Here is a 26,535-nt window from a genome sequence, read left to right as displayed (position 1 = left end):
GGCTAATTGGCTGGATTGGTTTTTTAGAGGTTGATACATGACATCGGTACGCCCAACGCTTTACTTCAATCTTTACTGGCATATGCATCAGCCAGATTACCGTGACACCCTCACGAGCGAATATGTCTTGCCTTGGACGTATCTGCACGCCATCAAAGACTACACAGACATGGCTTATCATCTGGAATCCAACCCAGATGCGCACGTTACTTTCAATTTTGTGCCGGTGCTGCTTGACCAGCTAGAAGATTATTGTGAGCAGTTTGCCAGTCAAAATATCCGTGATCCATTACTTGCGCTATTGGCAGAACCCGACCTCGACCACGTATCACTTGAGCATCGCAAACTGATTCTGGAAAGTTGTTTCAAGAATCATCATGAAAAGATGCTGGCACCATTCGCCCATTATCAATGCCTATTTAGTATATTCCAAGCGCTGGAAGTCAAAGGTGAAGCGCTGTTTAGTTATCTCTCCGGGCAGTATATGGCAGATCTTTTGGTCTGGTACCACTTGGCATGGACCGGAGAAAGCATCCGACGTAGCAATCCATTAATACAGCGGTTAATGGAGAAAGGGCATCAGTTCAATGTCGAGGATAGAGTAGCGCTATTCAGTTTGATCGGCGACCTCATCAAAGACTTGATTCCCCGCTATAAAAAAATGATGCAGGATGGCCAAATCGAGTTATCGACCACCCCGCATTACCATCCCATATTGCCTTTGCTGTTAGATTTTAAATCCACGCGTGATGCCATGCCTTATGCGCCTTTGCCAAAATGCGCGCAATACCCTGGCGGCAAGACAAGAGCGCGAGCACATATAGAAGAGGCGCAAGCCTCGCACAAGAAAAGGTTCGGCGAACTGCCTGTCGGTATGTGGCCAGCTGAAGGCGGTGTTTCACAATCTGCTCTGTTATTGATGGCTGAGCATGGCGTGCAATGGGCAGCGACTGGTGAAGGCGTGCTGGCAAATAGCTTGTATAAGTCTTCTGATATCTCTGAGTTGCCAGCCCGTAATGAGTATCTGTACCAGCCTTACCTGTTAAGCAATGGACGGCAAGAGATATTCTGCTTCTTTCGTGATGATCAACTATCTGACAAGATCGGTTTTGAATATTCAAAGCTCCATGCCAGTGCTGCCGTAGCCGATTTCATCCAGTCTCTTGAGCATATTCACCAGAGCAATCAAAGCGAGAATCACCCTGTCGTCAGTGTGATTCTCGATGGTGAGAATGCATGGGAGTATTACCCATACAATGGATATTACTTTCTTAGCGAGCTGTATGCCGCGCTAGTCGAGCATCCTGATATCGAGATGGTCACGTTCAGCGATATTATCGAAAAACATACTAATGCGGATGAGCCAATAGCAGTGAATACATTATCAGCTATTGCCACAGGTAGTTGGGTATACGGCAGCTTCAGTACGTGGATAGGCTCCAGTGAAAAGAACCTAGGCTGGGACTTGCTCTGCGATGTAAAGAAAGTCTATGACCAAGTGATGCAATCTGGCATGTTAACCGCTAAAGAAACTGCCGCATGCGAGCATCAATTGGCGATTTGCGAAGGGTCTGACTGGTTCTGGTGGTTTGGTGATTACAACTCATCTCAAAGCGTGGAGAGTTTTGACCAGCTTTATCGACGAAACCTGACTAATTTATACCATCTGCTGAAACAACCAGTACCCAACGTATTGGCGTTGCCTATCAGTGTTGGCAGAGGTAGTCCAGCCGTTGGCGGCACCATGCGCCGTGGACAGGAAACATGATCGTGACTTACAAATCGTATGACAGGGAGCAGAATATTGGCTAAAACCGTTGCTTTGTTGCTTGGCGTGCACGCACACCAGCCTGTAGGTAACTTTGAAAGCGTGCTGGATGACGCGCATGAAAAATGTTACGGGCCTTTTCTTCGGGTGCTGTATGAATATCCAGCCTTCAAGTTTGCCATTCATCTCAGTGGATGGTTGCTTGATTACATGTTGCGGAAATATCCAGAGGATATGGCCTTGCTTAAAGAAATGGTGGCGAGAGGACAGGCTGAGTTATTTGGGGCAGGTTATACGGAGCCTGTTCTTGCATCGATTCCCACGCGTGACAGGGTTGGGCAAATTGCCAAGTTATCGCAATATTTAAAAAAACACCTGCACGAAACACCTCATGGCGCATGGCTTACCGAGCGTGTGTGGGAATCTACTGTCGTGCCTGCGCTTGCTGATGCCGGCATTCAATATGTCACGGTCGATGACTATCACTTCATGTGCACAGGTAAAGATAGCAGCGTGCTTGATGGATATTATTCAACTGAAGAAGATGGGCGTCAGATCGACCTATTTCCAATCTCCGAGGCTTTGCGCTATAGGTTGCCATTCTCGCCCGCGCATGAAGTTGTAGGCTATCTTGAAAGTCTGGCTGATGACAGCAAGCAGGCTGCCGCTATTTATTTCGATGATATTGAGAAATTTGGCATATGGCCTGAAACCTATAACTGGGTGTATGAGCGCGGCTGGCTTAAAGATTTTATCGAAGGCGTGCTTAACTCCTCCATTATCAAGCCTATGCGTTATAGCGATTACCACGTCATGGCAAAGACACGTGGCGTGGTTTACCTGCCAACAGCATCTTATATTGAGATGAATGAATGGACTTTGCCTGTACCCGCAGCGCACCACTATGCTGATTTGGTTGGGCAGGAAAAATACAATGACCGCTATGAAGTCACAAAGCCCTACATACGCGGTGGCATATGGCGTAATTTCTTTATGCGTTACCCAGAATCTAACTGGATGCACAAACGGATGTTGGCACTGTCCAGTCGTTATCATGCCTTGCCTGATAATAAAAAAACTGCAGACATGCAAAATGCGCTTTATGAAGCACAGGCTAACGATGCGTATTGGCATGGCTTGTTTGGCGGGCTCTATTTGCCCCATCTTAGGCGTGCAATTTATAATGCCATGATCAAGCTGGAAGGGTTGATCGATCAATCAAGCGAAAGGCCAGCAAAGTTTCTGGTTGATGTGGATATGGATGGCTTTGACGAAGCCTTCCTGCAAAACGGTGAGTTGCAGGCAGTCATCAGAGCGGATGGCTCGGCAGCGATCTGCGAGCTTGATTCTTATAAGCTAGCCCATAATTTTGGCGATACATTGACCCGTCAAGCTGAGCATTATCACCGTAAGGTGCATGCGCAGCCCGATCATACACACTCGGGGGAGGGGATTGCTAACCCGCATGAGCGCGTTACCTTTAAGCACGAGATCACAGAAGCCGATATGGCCGTAGATGCTTATCGTAAAGCGATGTTTTGTGATTTTTGGCTAAGTGAAGATGGATCGAGTAAAAAGCTCAAATACCGTCGCCCGAACACTACCGCCAAGAATGCTTTGGAGTTTGTCGCTGCCTTGAGTGGTGGCGATGTGCACAAGAAGTTTTCTCTGCAAGGCAATACGCTCATTGCAAAATATCATTTCAATAAACCGCCTGAGGGAAAATTCAAAGTCGAACTCAATATCGCCATGCCTAGTTGTGATGGCCCTGCCGGGCGATTCCGTATTGGCGACTATATCCCCGGTGGTTTCGGGCAAGTATATTATTTTGAAAACATTGACCATATTGCGCTCGAAGATGAGGTGCTCGGAGGCGCAGCACATCTTTATGTCAGTGAACCTTGTGTGCTAAATAGTTATCCGCACTTTAGTGTCTCGCAGTCGGAGGCTGGATTTGAAAAAATCATGCAAGCCGTGACATTGACGCTTGAATGGGATTCTTCACAGATAAAGAATGATGTCATCATTAAATTTGAAGTTATATAAATCAATTATTTATATCACTTAATTCATTTAAAACATTAATAAATTAACCATGCTAATCGGTATAGATATTGGTGGCACGAATCTGCGCATCGGCGTGATTGATGGCGTAAAACTGATTCATGAAAAACGCATCGCTGCGGATTTTTCGACGCTATGCAAAAATAATCCTGCCGATATCGCATGGCAGCATATTCTCAACATCACCAGTGATGCGATTGATAGCGTCTTAACTATTTATCCCAATATTCAAGCAGTGGGCATTGGTTTTCCCGGTTTTATCGATCCACAAACAGGCTGCGTAATGCAATCGCCCAACTTACCGGGGCTGTTAAATGTAGACCTAGCGGGAGACCTGTCTAAACTTATTCAAATGCCTGTTTTGGTCGAAAATGATGCGCTGGCCGCTGCATTTGGGGAATATAAGCTCAATAATATTTCACATAATCTGATATATATTGGTTTGGGCACAGGGGTTGGTGGTGGGCTTATCTATGCGGACCAGCCTTTTGCAGGGCAGGATGGGTTTGCTATGGAAGTAGGGCATATCATTGTTGAACCCAATGGCAGGCTATGTGGTTGCGGCAATCATGGATGCTTAGAGCAATATGCCTCGGCGACCGGTCTTAGCAATAGCTATCATCTATTGAGTGGGATATCACTTGATGCGGACAAAGTGGCATCGCTTGCTCAAGCAGGGGATAGTAAAGCAATCGAGGCTTTCGAGCTTGCGGGAGTTTATCTGGCACAGGTATTGGCTCATGTGCTCAAGACCGTTGATGTGACTGATATCGTCATCGGTGGTGGATTAAGCCTAGCATGGTCACTGATGGAAAAATTATTCTATCAACGTTTAAATGCTGATTTGATTCCTGTATTGCGTGGGCGCGTGAATGTCGGGATATCTAGTAGTGGCGATCAGGCAGGTATTATCGGCGCAGCATTGCTAGCGGGCCATCGTCTCGAGCAATAGTTTTGCAATACTCCTGTCATAAAGCGTGCGTAGGGTTGCAGCTTAGGAGAGACCCGACCATGAATCTAGCTTACCCAGAAACGACTCTAAGGCATGCAAACCAATATCTTGGTGATTGGGGAGCCATTATGAAGCTCCCTCTGGATATTGCTCAAGCGGATAAGCAAAATGCTTATTCAGCGCAATTGCAGTCCATACTCAAATCGCGCCATCTGACGGCATTATTCCAGCCGATTATTGATTTAGATCAAGCTAGAATACATGGGCATGAAGGCCTCATTCGCGGGCCTGTTGATACGCCACTGCATTCTCCGCTTAAATTGTTTGAGGAGGCCGAGCATAATGACCTCGTATTCGAGATCGAACACCTTAGCCGACAGGTTGTGCTTGAGTCTTTTGCCAGCTCAGCTAATGAAGGCAAGCTTTTCCTGAATATAAGCCCAGCTTCATTAATGCAATTGAATGCTACTAAGGGGGCCACCTTAGCCTATATACATAAACTTGGCCTTGACCCTCATAATGTGATTATCGAGCTCACTGAAAATACGCCGACATTTGATTACGACATGCTGCGGCGTGCGACTGAGCATTACCGCAATATGGGTTTCGAAATCGCAATGGATGACCTCGGTGAAGGTTTTTCCAGCTTAAGACTTTGGTCAGAGGTGCAGCCTGATTATGTCAAGATTGATAAACATTTCATTCGAGGTATCAATAACGATCAGGTTAAATTCGAGTTTGTGCGTTCGATTCAGCACATCGCCCAAAGCTCTGGTACAAAAGTCATTGCGGAAGGAATAGAAACACAGGCTGAGCTGCTTGTGGTTAAAGATCTGAAGATAGGCTATGGGCAGGGCTATTTTCTTGGCTATCCGCTACCATCACCCATCCAAGCGCTTTCTCACGAATTGAGTCAGGAGCTTAACCGTAACACTGTGCGCGTTTATTCGGGACGTACGATATCCCTGCAAAAAAGAGGCAATGTCAGTACCTTGATCAAGTATGTTCAGCCACTGACGCCTCAAACTATCAATGATGATGTCTATGCCCGATTCAAAGAGATGCCGGGGCTGTATGCGCTGCCGGTAGTTAACCAAGGTCGACCAGTGGGGCTAATCAGCCGTTATGATGTTATTGATCACTTTGCCAGACCATACACGAGGGAACTGTATGGCAAGCGGCCTTGTTTTACCTTTATGGATAACAAACCGCTGGTGGTAGAGAAAACCATGAGCCTTCAAGCGTTAAGCGATTTGATTACGAATATGGAGCCACATCACCTTTCTAATGGATTTATCATCACGGATGCTGGGCAATATCTTGGCATGGGGAGCGGGCATGATCTGTTACGAGAAATCACGCAGATGCAGATCAATGCGGCACGTTATGCCAACCCATTAACCATGTTGCCCGGTAATGTGCCTATCAGTGAACATATAGATCGCTTGCTCGAGTCTAAAGTCACTTTTTATGCATGTTATTGCGATCTAGATACGTTCAAGCCGTTTAATGATGCCTATGGATTCAGGCGCGGTGACGAGCTCATTCAGTTCACAGGCAAGTTATTGAGTGATGAAGTAGCAAGCGAGTTTGATTTTGTCGGCCACATCGGCGGTGATGACTTTATCCTCATCTTTCAGAGTGAAGACTGGACAGCGCGTTGCGAGAAGATACTGACGCTTCTGCAAAATGCCATGCCGGATTTTTATGATGAGAAAGACCGGGTAAGAGGAGGGATTGAAGCCGAAGACCGACAAGGTAACAAAGTATTCTCACCCTTTGTCAGCATGTCGATCGGAGTAGTCAAAGTGGAGGGTTCAACATTGACTTCGCATCATGAAGTCTCTTCTGCAATTGCTTCAGCAAAGAAGCAGGCCAAGAAGATCAACGGCAATAGCCTTTTCATCGAACGAAGGTCATTAGCCAATATTATTGACTAATGACCTTGTCATTGCTAATGCGTTGTCATGTTAAGTATTAAGCCGTTTGTATGCTTACGCTAGCCTTTGGTTTGCTATCAGGCAATTGCGAGATGATCTGACAAGCTACCGTACTGATGTAAGGGAGGGCTTGCAGGCCAAGCATAGTGACCCATAGCTGTGCATCGATATTGTTGAATCCACGCGTAGCCAGCATTGCCGTGGCGGCAACAGTAAGTGCCAGAAGCAGCAGGATTTCTTCCCTAATAGGATTAATCAACGTCAATCGGCTATTGGCACTTTTGCCTTTAGCAGTAGGTTTGAATACGCCTTGTTTTTGCACTAATCCCATGAGGATACCGCGCGCAATCGCGTGTGATAGCCCCAAGCTGGCAAGCGATGCACCAAAAATATCTTTCCAGCTGCAATTCATCGTTTTGCGATAAAGTACAGGGCCGAGCGCGCCTTTTACTGCCAAGAAGCATAGTACGGGCGTGAGCATGATGGCAACAGGCAGACTGAATGATTTCGGGAAAGCCAGCATCGCCAGCGTCCAGCCGATGGAGCTTAGCGTGAAGAACAGTTGCAAGGCATCGCCAAGCCAGCCAAACCAACCCGTAATGAAGTGATAACGTTGCCCAAAAGTCAGGGTAGATTTGCCTAATAGCTTGGGCATATGATGCTTAAGAATCTGCATTGCGCCGAATGCCCAGCGGAAGCGTTGAGATTTAAGGGCATTGAAGTCGCTAGGGGTTAATCCGCGCCCAAACATCTCGTCGACATAACGCAGCTCATACTGATCTTCCAGTAAGCGTAAACCTAGCTCAGTATCTTCACAGATGCACCATTCAGACCATCCGCCGACATCTTTAAGGGCTTGATGGCGAACGAGCGTCATCGTGCCGTGCTGGATCAGCGCATTGCGCTCATGCCTGTGATGCATGCCTATGCGGAAGAAACCTTCAAATTCCCAATTACTCATGCGACGGAAGAAATTGTTTTCCCATTCACGGTGCGCCTGAGGCGCTTGCACTACCGCAACGTTGGTATGACTAAAATGGGGAACAAGAGACCCCAGCCAGTCCTCAGTGACGACATAATCAGCATCCACAACGCCAATCACTTCTGCCTTGGGATTTGTTTCTTTCAAGGCAAAATTCAATGCGCCTGCTTTGAATCCAGGCCATTTCGGTAAATGGAAGAAGCGAAAATTATCAGGCAGGGTAGCGATATAAGCTTCGATAGGTTTCCATAAAGCCTCATCTTTTGTATTGTTGTCGATGACTAATACTTCATAGTTTGAATAATTGAGTTTTGCCAGACTTTCTATCGTCGCGATCACCATCGCAGGAGGCTCGTTATAGCAGGCAAGATGGACCGAGACGAATAGCTCCTGATCTTTTGGCAATGGCTCAGCGCGTTTATATACGCGGCGCCAGCCGCCTTTAAACATCACCTCACTGAACTCCACGCCGTAAATCATTAATACTGCCGATGTCATCAGCATGCCGATAATCAATCCGATCAGGACGATAAAATCACGCAGTGTGTAGTAATAGTCACCCGGCAGATTCCATGCGACAACCAGTGTCGTGATACAAGCTTGCAGTAAAACAGCAAGCGAGATACGGCCGCCAAGCCCCCAGTGCCTAAAGCGAATTGCGATAAACAGTATAGGGAGAAAGGCCAGCGCCGTTGACCATGAAACTTTCGCTATCCAGCGAATATCTTTTGGTACAGCACCATGCAGGGAATATTTAAGCTTGCGATCCCCATCGAACATGCCCCAGTAAGGACCCGCCCAGCCTTCAAGCTTTACTTTCCATGGTTGGTCGAATGCTTCCATGAGGTAATAGTCATAATTCTTGTAGGCGGTCTTTGCCAGAAACTCGCGAACGAATTGCGCCTGATTCACTTTTGATGCAACCGATCCGCCAATCGCTGGGCCACGGCTAGGCCAGCCCACTTCGGTAATGACGATCTTCTTGCGTGGGAACGCATCCATCAGTTCCCTGTAACGATCAAGCGAGTAATCTACGGCTTGATCAACAGGAACACCCTCATGGTAAGGCAGTAGATGTACCGCGATGAAATCCACATGCTTGACTAACTCAGGATTCTTTAACCATACATGCCAGGGTTCCGCAGTGGATACCGGCACGGTCTTATCTGCTCTCACTTCGTCAAGATATTTGGTCAGTTGCTCAAGTGGCATATCGTTTCGTAGCAATACCTCATTGCCGACGATAGCGCGCTCAATCCGTGGATAGTTCTTGATTTTGGCTTGTAATGCTTCGATCTCGCGCTGGTTGGTTGCATCATCGCCACCTAACCATGCGCCCGCCATAACGTGGAAGCCTAGATTTGATGCCAACGCAACGACCTCAGAGTTCTCTAAAGAGCTATAGGTACGTACCCGGTGCGAAAGGGGGTAGAGTAGCTTGAGATCTTTCGCCAACTCCGCTGTGCTGGGGAATTGTTTGTCAAAAGGACTTTGATTGACTTGAAATCCACTATAAGCAAATCCATTGATAAGCGGTGGCGCATCGATCAATGGTAAGGCTCTGTTAGCTAAAGCCCATACGCCAAAATGCGTTAAAGCAATAGCCAGCGCAAACAGCAACGGGGTGGAGTAATCTTTGATAAATTTAGTCATATTTTACAAATGTATATTCAGGTGAGTGATGCAGCTCTTTGTTTTGGCCAGCTTGCAAATATCATCAAGCTAATCAAAATGACCCACGACCAAGCATGTAAGTTCTTAGGTTCTACAGCTACAAAGATAATCGCAGCAATGCCGCTAAGGATACTCGACCAGTAATAAAAACGGGATTTTGTTTCTAGGCGAATGCCAGCAAAGTACAAGCCAAGGGAAAGCTGCAATATAGGTAACATATAAAGATTGAGGGAAAAATCTCGGTATCGACCATCCAATAACATGAGCAGCCCGGCAATGGTGGCGCACGCACTGATTAAAAATAGCCCTGCATATACAAGCTGTCTGGCTGATTCACTTGCTTGCAACTTCAGTACCCAAGGCAGGCAGCATAAGGTTAGTAAACCAACTATCGTCACGCTTGAAAGGGCAATCCATTCGATTGCATCTCTACTAGCAGATGATAGATAGTCCAATTGCAGTATGCCTAAGATGCCCACTGAGCTACCAAGTAAAGCATATGCCAACAATCCGCTTATACGTCTTTCTCCTGCAACAAGCGACATCAGCAGGAATGCGATAAACCCTACCGCCGCTGCATACATAGGCGTGATGCCATCTTGGCGTTCGCTGACATCTGCCTGAAAGTCGAATTTAGGCTGCATATCGGTATTATATAAGCCCCAATATCCACCGACCGTACCTTCTAATTGCCGCTTCCATGGCTGGTCGACTGCCTCGATCAGGTTGTACTGCCAGTGCTTTTCATGTGCAATAGCGAGAAACTCTCGGAAGTATCGTGCCTGATTGACTTGGCTCGGCACGGATTCACCACGCTGACGCCCAATCGATGGCCAGCCGGTTTCACCGATCAGTATAGGTTTTGTGAAGGTCGAAGATAGTTTTGCCATGACGATTTTGGCGTGAGGTATAGCGTTATCAATCGATTGCGGGTGGTTTTCCCAATACGGCAAGACATGCACAGTCACAAAGTCGACAGACTTTTCGAGATTCTTATGATTCAGCCAGAACTCCCATACGTCGGCATAAGTCACTGGCACTTTGGTCGAAGCCTTGGCGCGATCTATATATACCTTAAGCGTTGCTTCGCTTTGCTCACGCCTTAATAAAACCTCATTGCCAATGATCAAGGCTTTAACTGTATCAGGGTATTGATTAGCGAGCTTGATTGCCGTATTAACCTCAAGGTCATTATCTTTTGCTGTCCAACCTATCCATGCGCCGACATAGACTTTCAACCCGAGTTTGGCGGCAGCGGCGGGGACATAATCCAGCCCTTGGCTGACAGAATAGGTGCGTACACAGTCAAAGCGCTGTGCCAGCATTGCCAAATCACTATCTATTTGTGATTTGCTGATGACGGTATTGGCGATAAAGGGAGATTGACCCTTGCCGTAATAAGGTGCATATGAAACACAGGAGAGCTTGCCATTGGCAGGCAGAGTGGGCTTCACTACGCTAACCGGCTCATTCTGGAGCCATAGCCATGCCGCAATTGAGATCAGTAGAACTAGATTGAATAAGCCGTAACGCCATAATGTACTTGGGGTGGTATTGGGCATAAATTCCTGAGATTTTTAATAATGCTATTGGGTTGTAAAAACGATGATGAGAGGCGCTTGGGGCAATCAATTCACTAATAATAATCTAGCCTTGAAACAAAGACAAAAATGATTGCGTAAATTAGCGCGCCTTCGCGTTACAATAACAAATATATTATGAATAAATTGGTAGAGAAGTTTGTATGCAAAGACTTGTGTTGGCGCTAGTAGCATTATTAATCACAAATATCACTTACGCACAGCCCGCATTTACCGGGGTCAACTATAGCGGTTTATATGACTGCAAAGGCAATAATGAGCAAGTCGGCGATTACTCGGTCGTTGTTAAACTGCGCCTGAATAGAATTAGTAGCTACGGAAAATTTGGTGCCTACTATTACGAAGTAGAGACTGAGAATTCAGTGTTGTATGCCGGGCAAGCTGCGGTTGATGGTAATCGTATGGCGATCAGCTTTAATTTGTCTGAGAAACGTAGCGCAGAACATAGTACTGGTATTGCAACGATGAAAAAGAACCCGCAAGGTCGCTGGTCATTCCAGAAGCTCTATTATGAGTCAGATGACAGTGGCGGTATCTATGGCAAAGAAACCTGTGTGCTGAAAGCGGCCATTCCTGCGTCCAAGACTGGATCTACAAAGAAAAATTAGCTAGCCCGAGACTTCAAGTCAGGCAAAGACCGAAGCAAAGCAGAAAGCCCGCTATACAAGCCAGTTAAAAGCTTAGATACGGGCTTTCTGCTTTTTTAAAGGGCGTTGCCTCTTGCGATATACAGTTGATGTTGGGTTAACAGTCTGGCGAATTGATCGCTAGAAAATACTTCGTATTCACGTAGGCGGGCGGGGTAGATCATATCGTCAGTCTCTATATGGTCGCTACTATGCTCTTCAATGGCAGGGTGGCACATAAAGGCATGTACTTGATGGTGACGTGAGCACTGCGCGTAATGAAACCAGTCTGTCAGTTTTCTTAAGTAATCTGCCGTTGATCCATTGAACTCATATACACCCAATAACTGGGATGAGCATCTAAAGCCAGCTCTGCGCGCTTTATTAGCAAGGGTATTGGCCCCCAACATTGAAATGATCATGCCCTTGATACCATCCTGTATAGGCGGTTTGGCTATCCGGATCCAAGGTAGTCGATTGGGATAGCGTTTTTTCAGGATATCAATCAATGCATCTCGTATCTGCGGAAGCTGGTGCACATGTTGATGCCCGTCTACATAATCCGGCTGCGAGCCCAAGGCTTCTTCAAATTTATCCAACTGTTGATTGATGGAGGCTTCGATTTTTTTCTTGGATAGGCTACGAATAAAAGTACGAAGAATGAGCGTAGGCAAAGGCAGTTTGATTGATTGACCATATTGCGTGAAATCGAGATGTAAGCCGATATCTGCTTTTGCCCGGACATCCCCAGTTAAGAGTTTAGCCGCTTGAGGCCAGTGTGGGCTCAGTGTCAGGCAAGATGTCGCGGATAGTCGCTGTTTTTGAATCAATCTGATGATCGCATCGTCGATTGCACTGCTTTGTGCGTAATCGTCTGCACTTATGATGATGGGTTTCATTTGGAGCGGAATGCCCAATAATGGCTCAAGAGGTAAGTGAACGCAGCCACAATGACCATCACGATTGCCAAAACGATCCAGAACGGTATCTGCAGGAAATGTAACGCGCTAAGGACTAATATCTGATTGCCGATAAAGCCCAATATTGCAACGGAGAAAAACCGCGGCAGGGATTGTTTTACGGAGTGCGCATGAGAAGAAAATGAGAGTTTGCTATGCCCCAAATAGCTGACGGGGAAAGCACACAAGAAGCCAATCACATTGATCCATGCAATAGGGATTGTAGATAAAGCTTCAAGTGATATCGCGACGATGTAATGAACTGCGGCAGCAGCAGCGCCTATCAAGCCAAACCATGACATTGCGCGTGAGTGTGCTTGGACAGTGTTTTTCATTACCTTTATGTTGGTTCGGTTTTCTTGGGTTTAATTTGCGGTTTGGACTTGGGCTTAATCATAGGCTTAATTTTGGATGCGACTTGGGGTTTGATAACTTCAGACACAATGTAAGGAGGGCGACCTTTTACCTCATCGTAGATGCGTGCGAGATATTCGCCCAAAATGCCGATGAATAAAAGCTGAACACCTGAAAAGAACATGATGCTGGCAATCACGCTTGGCCAGCCCGGTACGGATTCATGGAAGAACAACTTATCAATCACAACCGACAGACCATATATAAAGGCGAATAGCGCCAAGCCACCACCTACAGCACTTGCTAGGCGCAGTGGCATCACAGAGAAGCTGGTAATGCCTGTCCAAGCTAGGCCGATCAAACGTAAACGGGAGAATGTGCTTTCACCATGTGAGCGCGGGAGTGGCATAAAAGGAATGCCGATGGACTTATAACCCACCCAGGCATAGATACCTTTCATGAAACGGTTTCTTTCAGGCAGTGAGCGTAGCGCATCGACGACTTTACGATCCATCAGCCTGAAATCACCCGCATCCCGTGGGATGTTGATCTGCCCGCCAAGACTGATCGCCCGATAAAATAGGCGCGAACCCCAACGTTTAAAGTTCGACTCAACTCCTCGGTCTTTACGTACTGCATAGACCATGTCGTAGCCTTCACGCCACTTTTGCAGCATCGTATCTAGCAAGTCAGATGAGTGCTGGCCATCAGCATCCATGCAAATGACTACATCGCCCATTGCATATTCCAAACCTGCTGTAATCGCATACTCCTTACCGAAGTTACGCGAGAACCTTACCAGTGTGGTATTCAGGTTTGCAGGGAGTTGGCTGACAACCAACGCCGTGTTGTCGCGGCTACCATCGTCAATGACAACGATATCCCAATCGTTACTGAGGTTCCCTAAGCGCTGCGCTATATTCTCAAGCGTTGCCGTAATCGCGGCTTCTTCATTAAAAGCGGGTACGATCACGCTAGTATGTGGTGATAAGTTCTGACGGCTTTGTAATTGGCTATTTTCGATATTGGACATAATGGATCGTTATTTAGGTGCACGCCTTGGCATACGGAGATGCGGTGGCAGCGCTCTTCTATCTTTAATGACGGCTAGGGTTTCTCCCATCCGCTCTACGGTACCGATGATCTTACCTTGAAGTACTTTATCGCAATTCATATTGGTACTTGAGATGAAAAAATCTGCACTTTTCCAATCAGTCGTTACTTCGAAGCGGTGGTCAAGATAGGCACGCCCCTGAATCGATTCAGCACATACTGCTACCTTGAATGGTTTTGATGGCATTTGTTCTGATACGCTAGACTCCAGCATCTCAGAAGCTTCGCGCAAGCTGCTTGACCAATAATCGCCTTCCCAATCATTATCGGCATAGACATCATCACCGGCAAATTCGTTGTAATACACGTACTCATAAGGATGCAACCGTGCCAGTGTCACACTGGTATTCAGCACAAGTATGCTACTGATAATAATAAAACCCAAGCGCCATTTAGGGTGATTCTTTAGTGCATCCAAAGTGTAATGAAGACCGAGTGCTGCCAATATGGCAAGGGGTGGTATTAAGAAGGTGAAATGCCTTATGCCGTTATAGAGTGCTGGTTTATCCAGCAGAATAAAGGCAAGCGGGAAGGCTGCAGCAAGAATCACGCATGACCAAGCTAGAAATAATGGATGCTGGTGATCATTCAATTTGCGGAAGCGAATAGCTGATAAAGCTAAAATACTCGCCAACCCTAATAGAAAAGCTTCTGGGAGGCGAACCAGCAAGTAACTCAGCAGGTAATCACGCGGCACTTTGCCGATGTTCATGACTTCGCCATCCATCACCGTGAGCATATTAAAGGCGAAGTGAGAAAATGCTTTTGCAGCCTCTAGAGGGTGATCTGGCGACATGACCCCCCAAGGCCAGAATAGTGCCATCAAGGCAAATGCCACCCCCGCAGCAGGAACCAAAGCGATTGCGCTTTGCCACCAGAAACCGAAACGTTGCCTTAATGTGTCTTTTGCCAACCAGCCAGCGGAACAGATGGCGAGCAGCAAGTAAAATATCGAGAATACACCGCCGATTCTTAAGCCAAGCGCACAGCCAATGGCAATGCCAAGTTTAATGCTAAGGCTTAAACTTGGCTTAGGTAACTCTTTCGAGATCAATATCGTGTAATACAGCGCCCACACCATACAGGTGCCGAATGGGACATCCTTGGTATGGGTAAACATCGCGCCGGACCATGCACCAGTGATTGCTAGCAGCACGACAACAATCAAGCCAGCGCGCTCACCGCCTAGTACTTTGGCTACTTTGTAAGAAGCAACAATGCCTGCCAGGCCGAATAGCGCGGATATTAGGTGACGTAAATCCCAAACCCAGATGGGGGTGGCATGCTCAAGGAGTGCTGCAATCAGGTCAAAGAATCCGCCATATAGATATAGGTTTCTATAATGGAATGCATCCTGATCAGTGAATCCCGAGCTATAGAAATCCAGCAATAAACGCCCATAGATATGCTGCACTTCTTCATCATTGCTGATGCCGTATTGCCTGAACGTAACCAGTATAAAAATACCGAGGGCGGCAAATAGCACAAGGCTAATGTAGCGCAGGGTGATATGACGAAATGCCAGTGATGAGAACAATTGTAACTGCTTTATTAAACTGAAAGTTTTCGGATTATACAGTTTACTACTGCGCTGTATATGGGGCTGATGGAATTGCTGATTTATGTCGATTAAGTGCCCATTCAACATGTTCTTTTACCAGCGCTGATTCGTCATTCTGACGACTTTCAAGCGCACTGATAATTTCAGGGGATGAGGGTGCATTCCCCAAGCCGACCGCGATATTTCTTAACCATTGGGAGTAACCGATCCTGTAAATAGCACTGCCGGTCATTTTTTGTTTAAACGTCGACTCATCCCAAGCAAATAACTCAACTAGCGTGACATCATCCAGCCCATGACGGACATGAAAGTCTTCTTCTTTGGTGATTTGGGCAAATTTATTCCAGGGGCAGGTAAGCTGGCAATCATCACAGCCATAGACACGATTGCCGATTAAAGGCCTTAATGGCTCAGGGATGCTTTCTTTAAGCTCAATCGTTAAATAGGATATACAACGGCGTGCATCTACCTCATAAGGGGCGACGATAGCCTGTGTTGGGCACACATCGATACATGCTGTACATGTACCACAGTGCTTCGATGTCGGTGCATCGATAGGCAAGGGGATATCAATATACACCTCACCCAAAAAGAACCATGAACCCGCATCACGTGAAAGTAGCAGCGTATGTTTGCCGCGCCAACCTAGGCCTGATCTTTCCGCAAGTGCGACCTCCATCACAGGCGCGCTATCTGTAAATACGCGAAAACCGAAAGGACCTATCTCTTGGGAAATTCTTTCGCATAGTTTCTGCAAGCGATTGCGCATCACCTTATGATAATCACGGCCTAATGCATAGCGAGAAATAAATGCCTGAGTGCCATTCAGCATCACTTCATCGCTATTACGCGCATTGGGTGGGCGATAATCCATACGCACGGAGATTACACGCACAGTTCCGGGAACTAATTCTGCTGGTCGCGTGCGCTTGTCACCATGTTTTGCCATATAATCCATAGCGCCATGGAATCCTTTGACCAGCCATTCTTTATACTCAGGTTCAGCAGCCGAGAGATTCGTATCGGTAATGCCAAGCTGGCTAAAGCCCAATTCCAATCCCCATTGTTTGATGTCAGCCGCCAACTTGGATAGATCGCTGAAAGTGTTTTGCATATGCAGCATGATATTACAATCGATTTAGCGGATGAAGCGGCAACGCTAAATATAGGTGGGCGCTTCGCAATTGCGCTAGCCCCCGGATTAACTATCTATTTACATGGTGACTTAGGCGCAGGTAAAACAACATTGGTGCGTGGATTATTAAATCGGCTTGGCTATCAGGGGCGAGTTAAAAGCCCGACATATACATTGGTTGAGCCATATAGTGCTTCTGCATTAAACTCGATATTTAATATCAACCACTTTGATTTATATCGATTCATCGACCCAGAAGAGTGGGATGCCGCTGGTTTTAGGGATTACTTTGGCGCCACATCGGTGTGCCTTGTTGAGTGGCCTGAAAAAGCAGGCGATTTATTACCAGAGGCCGATATTGATTTGCGACTGGAGCCAGAGGCTTCGGGTAGAAGGCTCACTATTACATCGAACACGACTAACGGGGAAAGTTTTGTGAAGCGTTTTTTTGAATGACTAGAGTTTTTATTGCCAGTGTCTTTTTCGCATTTTCAGTATTTAGCCATTTGGCTGAAGCTGCTATTACTATCGCCGCCGCGCGCGTTTGGCCTGCAGCCGACTACACACGTATTACGATAGAGGCATCATCATCTATCGACTACAAGATGACCATGCTTAAAGATCCTGAGCGCCTTGTATTGGATTTAAATGATGTCGATCTTGGCCCGACCCTGAAAAGCTTATCTGAAAAAATCCTGACTTCTGACCCTTATATTCGCCAAGTGCGTGTCGCGAACTTTAAACCGGGTGTCGTTCGTCTGGTCATTGACCTTAAATCTGACATCAAGCCGCAGATATTCTCATTACCGCCAGCGGGCGAGTACAAAAATCGATTGGTGATCGATATCTACCCTGCATTAGACCCCTTAATGGCAATGCTTGAGCAACATGAAAAGCCCGATGCTGCGCCCGCAGTGAACCTACCTGAAGTGCAAACCCCAACAGCCAATGTATCTGAGCCGAAGGTACCGCCTTTACCTGAGGTCGTCCTTTTGCCTGAGCCTACAACGCCGAGTGCGCAAAAGCCCGTCGTGGTATTACCTAACATAACAACTCTGCCAGACCAGTCGCAAGAAAAGTCTATTGATAAGCCTGTAAAAAATAAAAACAACATGCGCCTGCTGACAATCGCTATTGATGCTGGTCACGGAGGGGAAGATCCCGGCGCGCGAGGCGCAAATGGCTCGCATGAAAAAAATATTACGCTAGCCATCGCAAAGAAACTAAAAGCGGCGATCGATGCAGAACCTAATATGCGTGGTGTTTTAACGCGAGATGGCGATTATTTTATTCCGCTACATGGACGGGTAGTAAAAGCACGTAAATTGCAATCAGACCTTTTTGTCTCGATTCATGCCGATGCCTTTACAAGGCCTGACGCAAGGGGGTCATCTGTTTTTGCGCTATCTGAAAGCGGTGCGACCAGCGCATCAGCTCGTTATTTAGCTAAGAAGGAAAATGAATCTGACTTGATAGGGGGTGTAAGCTTGGATAATAAAGACCCCTATCTGGCGCGTACCTTGCTAGATTTATCGCAGACAGCCACCATTAATGACAGCTTGAAACTTGGTAAGGCTGTGCTCGGGAATATTAGTGAGATCAACACCCTACATAAAGGCAGCGTAGAACAGGCGGGGTTTGCTGTATTAAAGTCACCTGATATTCCATCTATTTTGGTAGAGACAGCATTTATCAGCAACCCGGAAGAAGAGCGCAAATTAAATGACGAGGCTTATCAGCATAAACTGGTGGGATCGATTTTGTCAGGGATTAAAAAATACTTTGCAACTAATCCGGCACTTGCCAAGCCAAAGATGGTATCTAATTAAAGAATTTCGAGTTATCTGTATAAGGAGCCAAAAATGAATAAAACCGCGCTGTATATAAGGCTGGAAGCCAAACCTGATAAAGCAAAGCAAGTTGAAGAGTTCTTGAAGAACAGCCTGCCATCCGTAGTAGAAGAGGGCGAAAGCATTACCTGGTATGCGTTAAAGTTTACCGACACTGCTTTTGGCATCTTTGAGAGTTTTGTCAACGAAGATGGACGTAAGTCGCATCTGGAAGGAAAAGTGCTCCAAGCGTTATTTGCGATATCCGATGAATTGCTCGATGAGAAGCCAATTGTGATAGCAGTTGATTTATTAGCTTCTAAAATCGTCGATGATATAGATATTACAGGGGCAGCTCATCCCAAAAAATATAATCTACGGTTTGTAGATGGCTTGTAGTTTAGGCTTATAGTTTTAAAGTGACTTAGAGTTAACTCGTTCTTCAATTTGGTTTGCCCCTATAAAAATATTCCGCATGGCTTCAATTAAATTATTACCTGATCAGCTGATTAGCCAGATTGCGGCTGGTGAAGTGGTTGAGCGACCAGCTTCTGCATTAAAGGAGCTATTAGAAAATAGCTTGGATGCAGGCAGCACTGAAATCAACGTTTTCTTGATGAATGGTGGCGTTAAGCAATTGCGTGTGGCTGATAACGGTCAGGGCATCATCAAGGATGATCTGGTATTGGCGCTCACACGGCACGCCACGAGCAAAATCGCAAGCCTTGAAGACCTTGAGCGTGTAGCAAGCCTAGGTTTCCGTGGTGAAGCATTAGCCAGCATCGCATCCATATCGCGTACGCAATTAACCAGTCGAGCAAGTGATAGTTACCATGCATGGCGTGTTTCATCCGAAGGTGCCTCAATCTCACCGCTGGAACCAGCGGCGCTGGATGCCGGAACCATCATAGAAGTGCAGGACATCTACTTTAATACCCCTGCGCGCCGTAAATTTCTGAAGACCGAAGCAACTGAGTTCGGGCATTGTGAAGAGGCTTTTCGTCGCGTAGCACTTTCACGTCCGGATGTCACATTCATGCTGCAGCATAATGGGCGTGCGCTGATGCGGTTAAGTGTAGCCGCGCCTGCGCGCCGCTTCAGTGAGGTATTAGGTACTGATTTTGCATCAGAAGCCTTTACGGTGGATGAATCTGCCGCGGGTATCAGGCTTTGGGGAATGGCGGCCAAACCGACATTTTCACGTAATTCGCGTGATACTCAGTATGTGTATGTGAACGGGCGTTTCGTCCGTGATAAGCTGATTAGCCATGCCATACGTCAAGCTTACCAAGATGTATTGCACCATGACCGGCATCCCGCATTTGCGTTATTTCTAGAGTTAGATCCTGCACTAGTGGATGTAAATGTGCACCCGAGCAAGACTGAAGTGCGTTTCAGGGATGGGCAATCCATCCATCGATTCATATTCCATGCGCTACATAAATCACTGGCAACGCCTGTAGGTTTGCCAGGCTCGTTGGTGCCGCAATCAGCGCAATCGCAAAATGGTGGATTCAGTGAATTATCGCCATCTGCTGGATATCCGGTTTCATCGTATCCAACTTTTCAGTCCAATATGGATCTGCGTGCGAACGAATCCTCAGGTTTTTATCAGACGATGTTTGGTAATAATCAAGCTGAACCACATGCAGGGGTTGACTCGGTGGCTTTTGGTACCCCACCTAATCAGTTCGCGCATCATAGCGCGGCGCAAGATTTTCCTTTGGGATTTGCCGTGGCTCAGATACATGGCGTGTATGTGCTGGCGCAAAACCAATCAGGCTTGGTCGTCGTTGATATGCATGCAGCGCACGAGCGCATTATGTATGAAAGGCTAAAGAATGCGCTGGATGCATCGAGCGTTCCAACCCAGCCACTGCTTATTCCTGTCAGTTTTAATGCAGATAGGCTTGAAGTAGCCGCAGTACAAGCACAGTTATCTACGCAAGAAGGCCAAAATGCCTTACACCAGTTGGGGTTTGATATTGCGATCTTATCGCCGACAACATTGGCGGTAAGGGCTGTACCCGCGATGTTGCAAGACGCAGACGCGGTCAAGTTAGCCAGAGATGTCTTACATGATTTGCAAGCGTATGGCGCTACGCGTGCACTTGCTGAACGACGCAACGAATTATTAGGTACGATGGCATGCCATGCCGCAGTCAGGGCGAACCGCATGTTGACGATCCCTGAAATGAACGCTTTATTGCGTGATATGGAATCTACCGAACGCTCCGGGCAATGCAATCATGGCCGCCCAACCTGGTTTCAGGTCACGATGGCTGAGCTGGATAAAATGTTTATGCGTGGTAAATAAGTAAATTAATTGTCATTCAGGTGTCATTTTTCTTATTTAAAATTAAAGTCTTGCAAGTTAAGTGTTCACATATTAGAATCATGAGAACGGTTATCAATTAGGTGCGTGATTAAGTGAGCTGTAGGTTTTAAGGTTCATGCATAAGTTAAAGCGCCCACATACATTCAAGCTAAAGGTTCTAAAACGAATGAAAAAACTGAATACGGCAATTGTAGCAACAGCATTGTTGTTGGCTAGCGGTGTTTCAAAAGCGGAATTGATTGTGAATGGCGGCTTTGAGGCAGATAGCATTGGCAGTTCACCGTGGACATATTTGAGCTCAGTCACTGGCTGGACATCCTCTGGTACTTTTGAAATTCAAAAAGGTGTGGATGCAGGTGGATTAAGCGGTTTTAATAGCGCTTATGAGGGCACTCAATATCTTGAGTTGAATTCAACTGGGTTGACTACAGTTTCTCAGCTTTTGAATACGACAATCGGTGAGACATATACATTGTCATTTGCATTCTCTGGTCGTCCAGATACGCCATCTGCTCTTAAGAGCGTGATTGAAGTTTACTGGGATGGCGCAAAGCTAGGCAAAGTAACTGCAAACCCAACCAGCGGCTGGATCGAAATCACCTTTGAAGATATCGTCGCTACAAGCACATCAACCTTGCTTAGCTTCAAGTCATTAGGCCCTGTTGCTGCTCCTAGCTATGGATCATATCTGGATGCAGTTAGCGTAGTAGCCGCTGTTCCAGAGCCAAGTACATACGGTATGTTGGCACTAGGCTTAGGTGTTATTGGGTTTGTTGGTAGTCGCAAGAAAAAACAACTTTCAGCCTAATTAGTAAATTAAAGTACACAAAGCCAGGCTATATGTCTGGCTTTGTTGTTTTTATCCCTGTCATCGTTATTTACTATTTTGCTCAATAAACTACCTCCTGCAATATTCTTAATGGGGCCAACTGCAAGTGGCAAGACAGGTCTAGTCGTCGAGCTGTTCAATCAGTTGCCTATTGAGTTAATTAGCGTTGATTCCGCATTGGTGTACCAAGGCATGGATATTGGAACTGCCAAGCCAGATGCGGAGACTTTACGCCGTGCGCCGCATCACCTGATTAATCTCATTCCACCCACGGAGTCATACTCCGCAGCACAATTCAGAAAAGACGCCCTCGGGCTAATGGCTGAGATCACCAGCAAAGGTAAAATCCCGGTCTTGGTTGGTGGCACCATGCTGTATTTCAAAGCCCTCCAAGGCGGGTTGGCTGGTCTGCCGGAAGCTGATCAAGAGGTAAGAGCAACGCTCGATGCTGATGCTGCAACAATGGGTTGGCCAGCAATGCATCAGAGACTCACAAACATTGACCCTAAAACAGCTGCTAGACTTCAACCCACAGATGCGCAGCGCATCCAGCGCGCACTTGAAGTACATGTATTAAGTGGAAAAACGATGTCTGAGTTGTTTGATGCGCAATCCAGTGGCGAATTTCCTTATGAACTTTTAAAAATCTCCCTAGTGCCGTCAGATCGATCTGTATTGCATCAGCGCATCGCGCAACGATTTGATTTGATGTTGGCAGATGGGGTTTTAGATGAGGTGAAGGGTTTGAAGTTGAGATACCCGACCTTGCATGCAGAAACACCCTCTATGCGATGCGTAGGATATCGGCAAGCTTTGCAATATTTGTCTGGTGAAGATACAGCGACTGAATTCCGCGAGAAAGCGATTGCAGCAACCCGACAACTGGCTAAACGACAATTGACATGGCTGCGCGGGATGGACGATACAACAGAAATTGATTGCTTGAAGAATGACCTTAATAAAGAAGCATTAATTATTATAAATCAATTTATTAACCATTAATTTTAATAATTTAGATTAACTTTATTGCAGGATATTCTGTATTCTTTTTGCGGCTTCAACGCACTCATTTAGAGATGCTACCAGTGCAATACGAATGAAGTTTTCACCCGGGTTAATGCCATGCGCATCCCTTGCCAGAAAGCTTCCAGGCAATACTGTTACATTTGCTTCATGGTATAACTTAAGGGCTAATTCCGTATCGGATGTCTTGCTTTTGGCCCATAGATAAAATGCGGCATCTGGTTTCTCTACGGCCAATACCGATTGCAAGATAGGGGTGACTGCATTGAATTTCTCAGCATATTGCCTCCGGTTTTCAATCACGTGGACTTCATCATTCCATGCTGCGATACTGGCAGCCTGTACTGCTGGGCTCATTGCGCAACCATGGTATGTACGGTAGAGCAGGAATTTCTCAATCAGTTGCGCATCACCAGCGACAAATCCCGAACGCATGCCGGGTACATTCGAGCGTTTTGATAGCGAACTGAAGATCATCAGCCGTGTGTAATCCCGACCTAATTTAAACGCAGCTTCCAGGGCACCTATCGGTGGTGCTTCCTCGTCAAAATATATTTCTGAGTAGCACTCATCGGCCGCAATCACAAAACCATAGCGATCGGATAACTCAAAGACTTCTTCCCACTGCGTTAGACTCATCACTTTACCTGTTGGATTGCCGGGAGAGCATAGATAAAGCAATTGGGTTCTTAGCCAAACGCTTTCTGGCACGCTTGAAAAATCCATCGCATAAGCATTTTCTGGCAGATTGTTCAGAAAAAATGGCTCCGCGCCCGCCAGAAATGCTGCGCCCTCATATATCTGATAGAACGGGTTAGGGCTGATGACGACTGGGTTAGGCTTACTGGTATCAATAATCGCCTGTGCAAATGCAAACAGCGCCTCTCGACTGCCATTCACCGGGATGATCTCTTTTTCAGGGTTAAGGGCTGGGATGCCATAACGGCGGCTAGCCCACGCAGAGATTGCTTGGCGCAATTCCGTTATGCCTGCTGTGGTCGGATAACTCGCCATACCTGATAAGTTGTGAATAAAAGCATCGGTGATCAACTGCGGTGTCGCATGTTTAGGCTCACCAATTGATAAGTTGATGTTCTTCAGTTGCTGGTTTGCTGTAATGCCAGTGAACAGATCACGTAAACGTTGAAACGGGTAGGGCTGGAGCTTGCTAAGGTTAGGATTCATGCCGTTATTATAAATGAAGCCTTTATAATCTTGTTATGTTCGTCATTAGGCTCGTCATTTGACTTGCCAATATTTAAACGCTGTTCTTTAGCGCCAACTACATTGAACTGAAAGCTGACTGTTGAATAATCACAAAAGCCATATCGCCACGTTTGGACTACTTTTCGGAGCAGTTTGCTGGGGCGTGATCTGGTATCCATATCGCCTGATGCAAGAAGCAGGGGTTTCCGGTGTGGCATCAAGCTTTTATACCTACACAATCGCTAGCGTCCTCGGTGCTATGATATTTGCACGTTACTGGAAAGGCTTGTTCAGTATGCCTAAAAGCGTGCTATGGCTTAGTCTAGTGGCAGGGTGGACAAATCTAAGTTATGTCTTGGCGGTGATTGATGGCGAAGTCATGCGGGTCATGCTGTTATTTTATCTTTCCCCTTTATGGACCCTTATTCTGGCGCATTTCTGGCTCAAGGAACCTGCAAACACAAAAGGAATAGTAGCGATTGGGTTATCGCTTATTGGTGCATTTGTGATGCTTTGGCAACCGGGGCAATGGCCAATCCCCAGAAACCATGCCGAGTGGCTAGCACTCTCATCTGGAGTAGGCTTTGCCCTGACCAATGTCATTACCAGAAAGTCTATACATTTAAGCTTGCCCGCAAAGTCGATGGCCGTATGGCTGGGGGTCGTAGTGATGTCTTTGATATTCATGCCGTTTCAGGCATTACCATTCACGTCACCCGATGTATTCACTACTGTTAATTGGGCAGTAATGATATTGATCGCAATATTATTGTTAGCGGCTACGCTATTTGTGCAATATGGCATCACGCAAATAGCAGTGACGCGTGCTTCTGTATTGTTTATGTTTGAGTTGGTCGTTGCGGCAGTGGCATCTTACTTTTTAGCCAATGAAACCATGCAATTACATGAGTGGATAGGTGGAGGATTGATTGTGATTGCTGCTGTTTTTGCAGCCAATACGGAAACCTGAAAAATAAGAGAGCTGCCATTTGGCAGCTCTTGGGTGCTCGGCGAATAGTTGATTATTCAGTAGGCACTGAACCATATTCGTTATCTGTTGATTCACCTTCTGTTGCCATGAATACAATCAGGATTATCCAGCCGATGATAGGAATTAACCCGAGCAATAGCCACCAGCCGCTACGATTTGTATCGTGCAAACGCCTTACACCAACGGCTATTGATGGAAGCAATGTGGCTAATGAAAAGACCATGCTGGCAATATCGCTGATAAAGCCAAGGACTAAGCTACCAAGAAATAGTAATAGAACGAACCACCAGTATTCAGGCCGTTTTGCACGGCCTGTAATGTCAATGTATTTTGAAAAACATACTTTGATTGAATCTGAAAAAGTCATTTATTACTCCCTATAATTATAGTTTTACTACTTTTAGATACGGTCTTTCTTGCTACACTTTTGCACATCAACTACCAAAACCACCGCCTTTTTCCCCTTCTGCGGCAAAGCGAATTTTTAGTGATAAATCGTTACGGGAGTCGGCACTGGCCAGTGCATTTTCTTCGTTGATTTTACCTTCAGTAAATAAAGTGAATAATGATTGGTCAAAAGTCGTCATGCCGATATCGTTGTTGTTTGCCATCACATCCTTGATTTCTTCGGGTTTACCTTTTTGAATCAACTCTGAGATATATGGATTATTGATCAGCACTTCAACTGCTGCAGCCCGTTTTGACTGCGTGCCAGGAACCAGCCGTTGGGAGACGATTGCGACCAGATTCATGGATAGGCCGAGCAATAGGCCTGCTTTGCCTTCTGGCGGGAAGAAAGAAACTATACGCTCAAGCGCCTGATTAGCATTGTTGGCATGCAATGTAGCCAAGCATAAATGGCCAGTTTCTGAATAAGCCATCGCATGCTTCATACCTTCCATATCGCGAATCTCACCAATCAGAATCACATCGGGTGCCTGCCGCATTGCATTTTTCAGACCTGTATCAAAAGTGAGAGTATCAATACCGATCTCACGCTGATCAACAATCGATTTTTTATGTTTATGAATGAACTCGATAGGGTCTTCAAGGGTGAGAATGTGGCCTGTACTGCTCTCATTGCGGTGATCTATCATCGAAGCCAGCGTGGTCGATTTGCCTGATCCGGTAGAGCCTACGACTAGCACCAGCCCACGTTGGCGCATGATGAGGTCTTTTAGTATAGATGGCAGCCCAAGGGCTTCAAATGAGGGGATGATCGCCTTGATACATCGAATCACCATCGCAACATCACCGCGCTGCCGGAATATATTGATACGAAAGCGTGCATCTTCGATATCAGGCACGCTGTAGGCAAAATTCATTTCCAGCGTACTTTCAAATTCTTTGATCTGCTCGGCAGTCATCAATGCATAGGCGATTTCTTTTACCATGCCAGGGTTCATGGCCTGAGCATTGACTGGAATGGTTTTGCCTTCAATATCGATATGAATCGCTGCTCCGGTACTAAAAAACAGGTCCGTACCGTTTTTTTCCACCATAAATTTAAGCACTGGAGTGATATCAAGAGCTGCCATTATTTTATCCCTGATTATTATTAATTCAACTTTACCACAATGCCCGTATCTG

Annotated in this window: 22 protein-coding genes; 12 read left to right on the top strand and 10 right to left on the bottom strand. The window is 46.3% G+C overall.

The window, feature by feature from the left end:
- Positions 1-37: 37 nt before the first annotated feature.
- The 4 genes from A7981_RS06470 to A7981_RS06455 are packed head-to-tail and all read left to right on the top strand — an operon-like array spanning position 38 to position 6,724.
- Positions 38-1,768, top strand: coding sequence for a glycoside hydrolase family 57 protein (locus A7981_RS06470; RefSeq protein WP_067265667.1), 1,731 nt, complete (start codon positions 38-40; stop codon positions 1,766-1,768).
- Positions 1,769-1,804: 36 nt separating this feature from the next.
- Positions 1,805-3,814, top strand: coding sequence for an alpha-amylase/4-alpha-glucanotransferase domain-containing protein (locus A7981_RS06465; RefSeq protein ID WP_067266637.1), 2,010 nt, complete (start codon positions 1,805-1,807; stop codon positions 3,812-3,814).
- 49 nt (positions 3,815-3,863) lie between these two features.
- Positions 3,864-4,784 carry an ROK family protein gene (locus tag A7981_RS06460; RefSeq protein WP_067265664.1) on the top strand — a complete coding sequence of 307 codons (921 nt, stop codon included), beginning with the start codon at positions 3,864-3,866 and terminating at the stop codon, positions 4,782-4,784.
- Between the two features lie 59 nt (positions 4,785-4,843).
- Positions 4,844-6,724, top strand: coding sequence for a GGDEF domain-containing protein (locus tag A7981_RS06455; protein WP_067265661.1), 1,881 nt, complete (start codon positions 4,844-4,846; stop codon positions 6,722-6,724).
- A 37-nt stretch (positions 6,725-6,761) separates the two neighbouring features.
- Here A7981_RS06455 and A7981_RS06450 read toward each other — a convergent pair whose 3' ends face one another.
- Both A7981_RS06450 and A7981_RS06445 read right to left on the bottom strand, forming a co-directional pair.
- Positions 6,762-9,359 (bottom strand): glycosyltransferase, encoded by a 2,598-nt coding sequence (locus A7981_RS06450; protein ID WP_067265658.1) that lies wholly within the window; start codon positions 9,357-9,359, stop codon positions 6,762-6,764.
- Positions 9,360-9,376: 17 nt separating this feature from the next.
- Entirely contained in the window at positions 9,377-10,942 is a 1,566-nt protein-coding gene (locus A7981_RS06445; protein WP_067265655.1) for a beta-1,6-glucan synthase, read from the bottom strand.
- A gap of 182 nt (positions 10,943-11,124) precedes the next feature.
- Here A7981_RS06445 and A7981_RS06440 point away from each other — a divergent pair, with 182 nt between their 5' ends.
- Positions 11,125-11,589: a hypothetical protein gene (locus A7981_RS06440; protein ID WP_067265652.1), complete on the top strand. Its 465-nt coding sequence runs from the start codon at positions 11,125-11,127 to the stop codon at positions 11,587-11,589.
- Between the two features lie 95 nt (positions 11,590-11,684).
- Here the strand turns inward: A7981_RS06440 and A7981_RS06435 are convergent, their stop codons facing one another.
- The 5 genes from A7981_RS06435 to queG are packed head-to-tail and all read right to left on the bottom strand — an operon-like array spanning position 11,685 to position 16,708.
- Positions 11,685-12,506, bottom strand: coding sequence for a ChbG/HpnK family deacetylase (locus A7981_RS06435; RefSeq protein WP_067265649.1), 822 nt, complete (start codon positions 12,504-12,506; stop codon positions 11,685-11,687).
- The gene (locus A7981_RS06430; protein ID WP_067265645.1) at positions 12,503-12,901 is read right to left on the bottom strand and encodes a GtrA family protein; all 399 of its coding nucleotides are present in this window, start codon (positions 12,899-12,901) and stop codon (positions 12,503-12,505) included. Before A7981_RS06430 ends, A7981_RS06435 begins: the two co-directional genes overlap by 4 nt.
- Before the next feature lie 5 nt (positions 12,902-12,906).
- Positions 12,907-13,953 (bottom strand): glycosyltransferase family 2 protein, encoded by a 1,047-nt coding sequence (locus tag A7981_RS06425; protein WP_067265642.1) that lies wholly within the window; start codon positions 13,951-13,953, stop codon positions 12,907-12,909.
- 9 nt (positions 13,954-13,962) lie between these two features.
- Complete coding sequence (locus A7981_RS06420; protein WP_067265640.1) at positions 13,963-15,570, bottom strand: glycosyltransferase family 39 protein; 1,608 nt, start codon at positions 15,568-15,570, stop codon at positions 13,963-13,965.
- Positions 15,571-15,616: 46 nt separating this feature from the next.
- Positions 15,617-16,708, bottom strand: a complete 1,092-nt coding sequence (gene queG, locus A7981_RS06415) for a tRNA epoxyqueuosine(34) reductase QueG (protein ID WP_067266636.1) — start codon at positions 16,706-16,708, stop codon at positions 15,617-15,619.
- Between queG and tsaE the strand changes: the two genes are divergently transcribed.
- The 6 genes from tsaE (at position 16,709) to miaA (ending at position 22,727) form a co-directional block, all read left to right on the top strand.
- Positions 16,709-17,185 carry a tRNA (adenosine(37)-N6)-threonylcarbamoyltransferase complex ATPase subunit type 1 TsaE gene (gene tsaE, locus A7981_RS06410; RefSeq protein WP_067265636.1) on the top strand — a complete coding sequence of 159 codons (477 nt, stop codon included), beginning with the start codon at positions 16,709-16,711 and terminating at the stop codon, positions 17,183-17,185.
- A complete protein-coding gene (locus A7981_RS06405) occupies positions 17,182-18,558 on the top strand; it encodes an N-acetylmuramoyl-L-alanine amidase (RefSeq protein ID WP_067265633.1) in 1,377 nt (458 codons plus the stop codon). The genes tsaE and A7981_RS06405 overlap by 4 nt, the downstream gene beginning before the upstream one ends.
- Before the next feature lie 33 nt (positions 18,559-18,591).
- Positions 18,592-18,957, top strand: coding sequence for a putative quinol monooxygenase (locus A7981_RS06400; RefSeq protein WP_067265630.1), 366 nt, complete (start codon positions 18,592-18,594; stop codon positions 18,955-18,957).
- Between the two features lie 76 nt (positions 18,958-19,033).
- Complete coding sequence (mutL, locus tag A7981_RS06395) at positions 19,034-20,875, top strand: DNA mismatch repair endonuclease MutL (RefSeq protein WP_067265626.1); 1,842 nt, start codon at positions 19,034-19,036, stop codon at positions 20,873-20,875.
- 136 nt (positions 20,876-21,011) lie between these two features.
- Positions 21,012-21,704 carry a PEP-CTERM sorting domain-containing protein gene (locus A7981_RS06390; protein ID WP_082889262.1) on the top strand — a complete coding sequence of 231 codons (693 nt, stop codon included), beginning with the start codon at positions 21,012-21,014 and terminating at the stop codon, positions 21,702-21,704.
- A gap of 111 nt (positions 21,705-21,815) precedes the next feature.
- Positions 21,816-22,727 carry a tRNA (adenosine(37)-N6)-dimethylallyltransferase MiaA gene (miaA, locus tag A7981_RS06385; protein ID WP_067265621.1) on the top strand — a complete coding sequence of 304 codons (912 nt, stop codon included), beginning with the start codon at positions 21,816-21,818 and terminating at the stop codon, positions 22,725-22,727.
- Between the two features lie 21 nt (positions 22,728-22,748).
- Here the strand turns inward: miaA and dapC are convergent, their stop codons facing one another.
- Positions 22,749-23,933 carry a succinyldiaminopimelate transaminase gene (gene dapC / locus A7981_RS06380; protein WP_067265617.1) on the bottom strand — a complete coding sequence of 395 codons (1,185 nt, stop codon included), beginning with the start codon at positions 23,931-23,933 and terminating at the stop codon, positions 22,749-22,751.
- A 118-nt stretch (positions 23,934-24,051) separates the two neighbouring features.
- Here dapC and A7981_RS06375 point away from each other — a divergent pair, with 118 nt between their 5' ends.
- Complete coding sequence (locus A7981_RS06375; RefSeq protein ID WP_067265602.1) at positions 24,052-24,924, top strand: DMT family transporter; 873 nt, start codon at positions 24,052-24,054, stop codon at positions 24,922-24,924.
- A gap of 52 nt (positions 24,925-24,976) precedes the next feature.
- On the opposite strand, the gene A7981_RS06370 is transcribed toward A7981_RS06375, so the two are convergent.
- Together A7981_RS06370 and A7981_RS06365 are read right to left on the bottom strand one after the other, a co-directional pair.
- Entirely contained in the window at positions 24,977-25,312 is a 336-nt protein-coding gene (locus A7981_RS06370; protein ID WP_067265598.1) for a DUF805 domain-containing protein, read from the bottom strand.
- A 67-nt stretch (positions 25,313-25,379) separates the two neighbouring features.
- Positions 25,380-26,483 carry a PilT/PilU family type 4a pilus ATPase gene (locus A7981_RS06365; RefSeq protein ID WP_067265594.1) on the bottom strand — a complete coding sequence of 368 codons (1,104 nt, stop codon included), beginning with the start codon at positions 26,481-26,483 and terminating at the stop codon, positions 25,380-25,382.
- Positions 26,484-26,535: the final 52 nt, after the last annotated feature.

Origin of the sequence: Methylovorus sp. MM2 (assembly GCF_001648895.1) — a bacterium.
Classification (GTDB): domain Bacteria; phylum Pseudomonadota; class Gammaproteobacteria; order Burkholderiales; family Methylophilaceae; genus MM1.
This window is presented reverse-complemented; position numbering and strand designations above follow the sequence as displayed.

Coding starts and splice junctions, on each gene's coding strand:
- dapC (WP_067265617.1), bottom strand. CDS start 23,933: ATGAATCCTAACCTTAGCAAGCTCCAGCCCTACCCGTTTCAACGTTTA.
- A7981_RS06450 (WP_067265658.1), bottom strand. CDS start 9,359: ATGACTAAATTTATCAAAGATTACTCCACCCCGTTGCTGTTTGCGCTG.
- miaA (WP_067265621.1), top strand. CDS start 21,816: ATGGGGCCAACTGCAAGTGGCAAGACAGGTCTAGTCGTCGAGCTGTTC.
- A7981_RS06435 (WP_067265649.1), bottom strand. CDS start 12,506: ATGAAACCCATCATCATAAGTGCAGACGATTACGCACAAAGCAGTGCA.
- A7981_RS06440 (WP_067265652.1), top strand. CDS start 11,125: ATGCAAAGACTTGTGTTGGCGCTAGTAGCATTATTAATCACAAATATC.
- A7981_RS06455 (WP_067265661.1), top strand. CDS start 4,844: ATGAATCTAGCTTACCCAGAAACGACTCTAAGGCATGCAAACCAATAT.
- A7981_RS06470 (WP_067265667.1), top strand. CDS start 38: ATGACATCGGTACGCCCAACGCTTTACTTCAATCTTTACTGGCATATG.
- mutL (WP_067265626.1), top strand. CDS start 19,034: ATGGCTTCAATTAAATTATTACCTGATCAGCTGATTAGCCAGATTGCG.
- A7981_RS06400 (WP_067265630.1), top strand. CDS start 18,592: ATGAATAAAACCGCGCTGTATATAAGGCTGGAAGCCAAACCTGATAAA.
- queG (WP_067266636.1), bottom strand. CDS start 16,708: ATGCAAAACACTTTCAGCGATCTATCCAAGTTGGCGGCTGACATCAAA.
- A7981_RS06460 (WP_067265664.1), top strand. CDS start 3,864: ATGCTAATCGGTATAGATATTGGTGGCACGAATCTGCGCATCGGCGTG.
- A7981_RS06445 (WP_067265655.1), bottom strand. CDS start 10,942: ATGCCCAATACCACCCCAAGTACATTATGGCGTTACGGCTTATTCAAT.
- tsaE (WP_067265636.1), top strand. CDS start 16,709: ATGCAGCATGATATTACAATCGATTTAGCGGATGAAGCGGCAACGCTA.
- A7981_RS06390 (WP_082889262.1), top strand. CDS start 21,012: ATGCATAAGTTAAAGCGCCCACATACATTCAAGCTAAAGGTTCTAAAA.
- A7981_RS06365 (WP_067265594.1), bottom strand. CDS start 26,483: ATGGCAGCTCTTGATATCACTCCAGTGCTTAAATTTATGGTGGAAAAA.
- A7981_RS06370 (WP_067265598.1), bottom strand. CDS start 25,312: ATGACTTTTTCAGATTCAATCAAAGTATGTTTTTCAAAATACATTGAC.
- A7981_RS06430 (WP_067265645.1), bottom strand. CDS start 12,901: ATGAAAAACACTGTCCAAGCACACTCACGCGCAATGTCATGGTTTGGC.
- A7981_RS06405 (WP_067265633.1), top strand. CDS start 17,182: ATGACTAGAGTTTTTATTGCCAGTGTCTTTTTCGCATTTTCAGTATTT.
- A7981_RS06425 (WP_067265642.1), bottom strand. CDS start 13,953: ATGTCCAATATCGAAAATAGCCAATTACAAAGCCGTCAGAACTTATCA.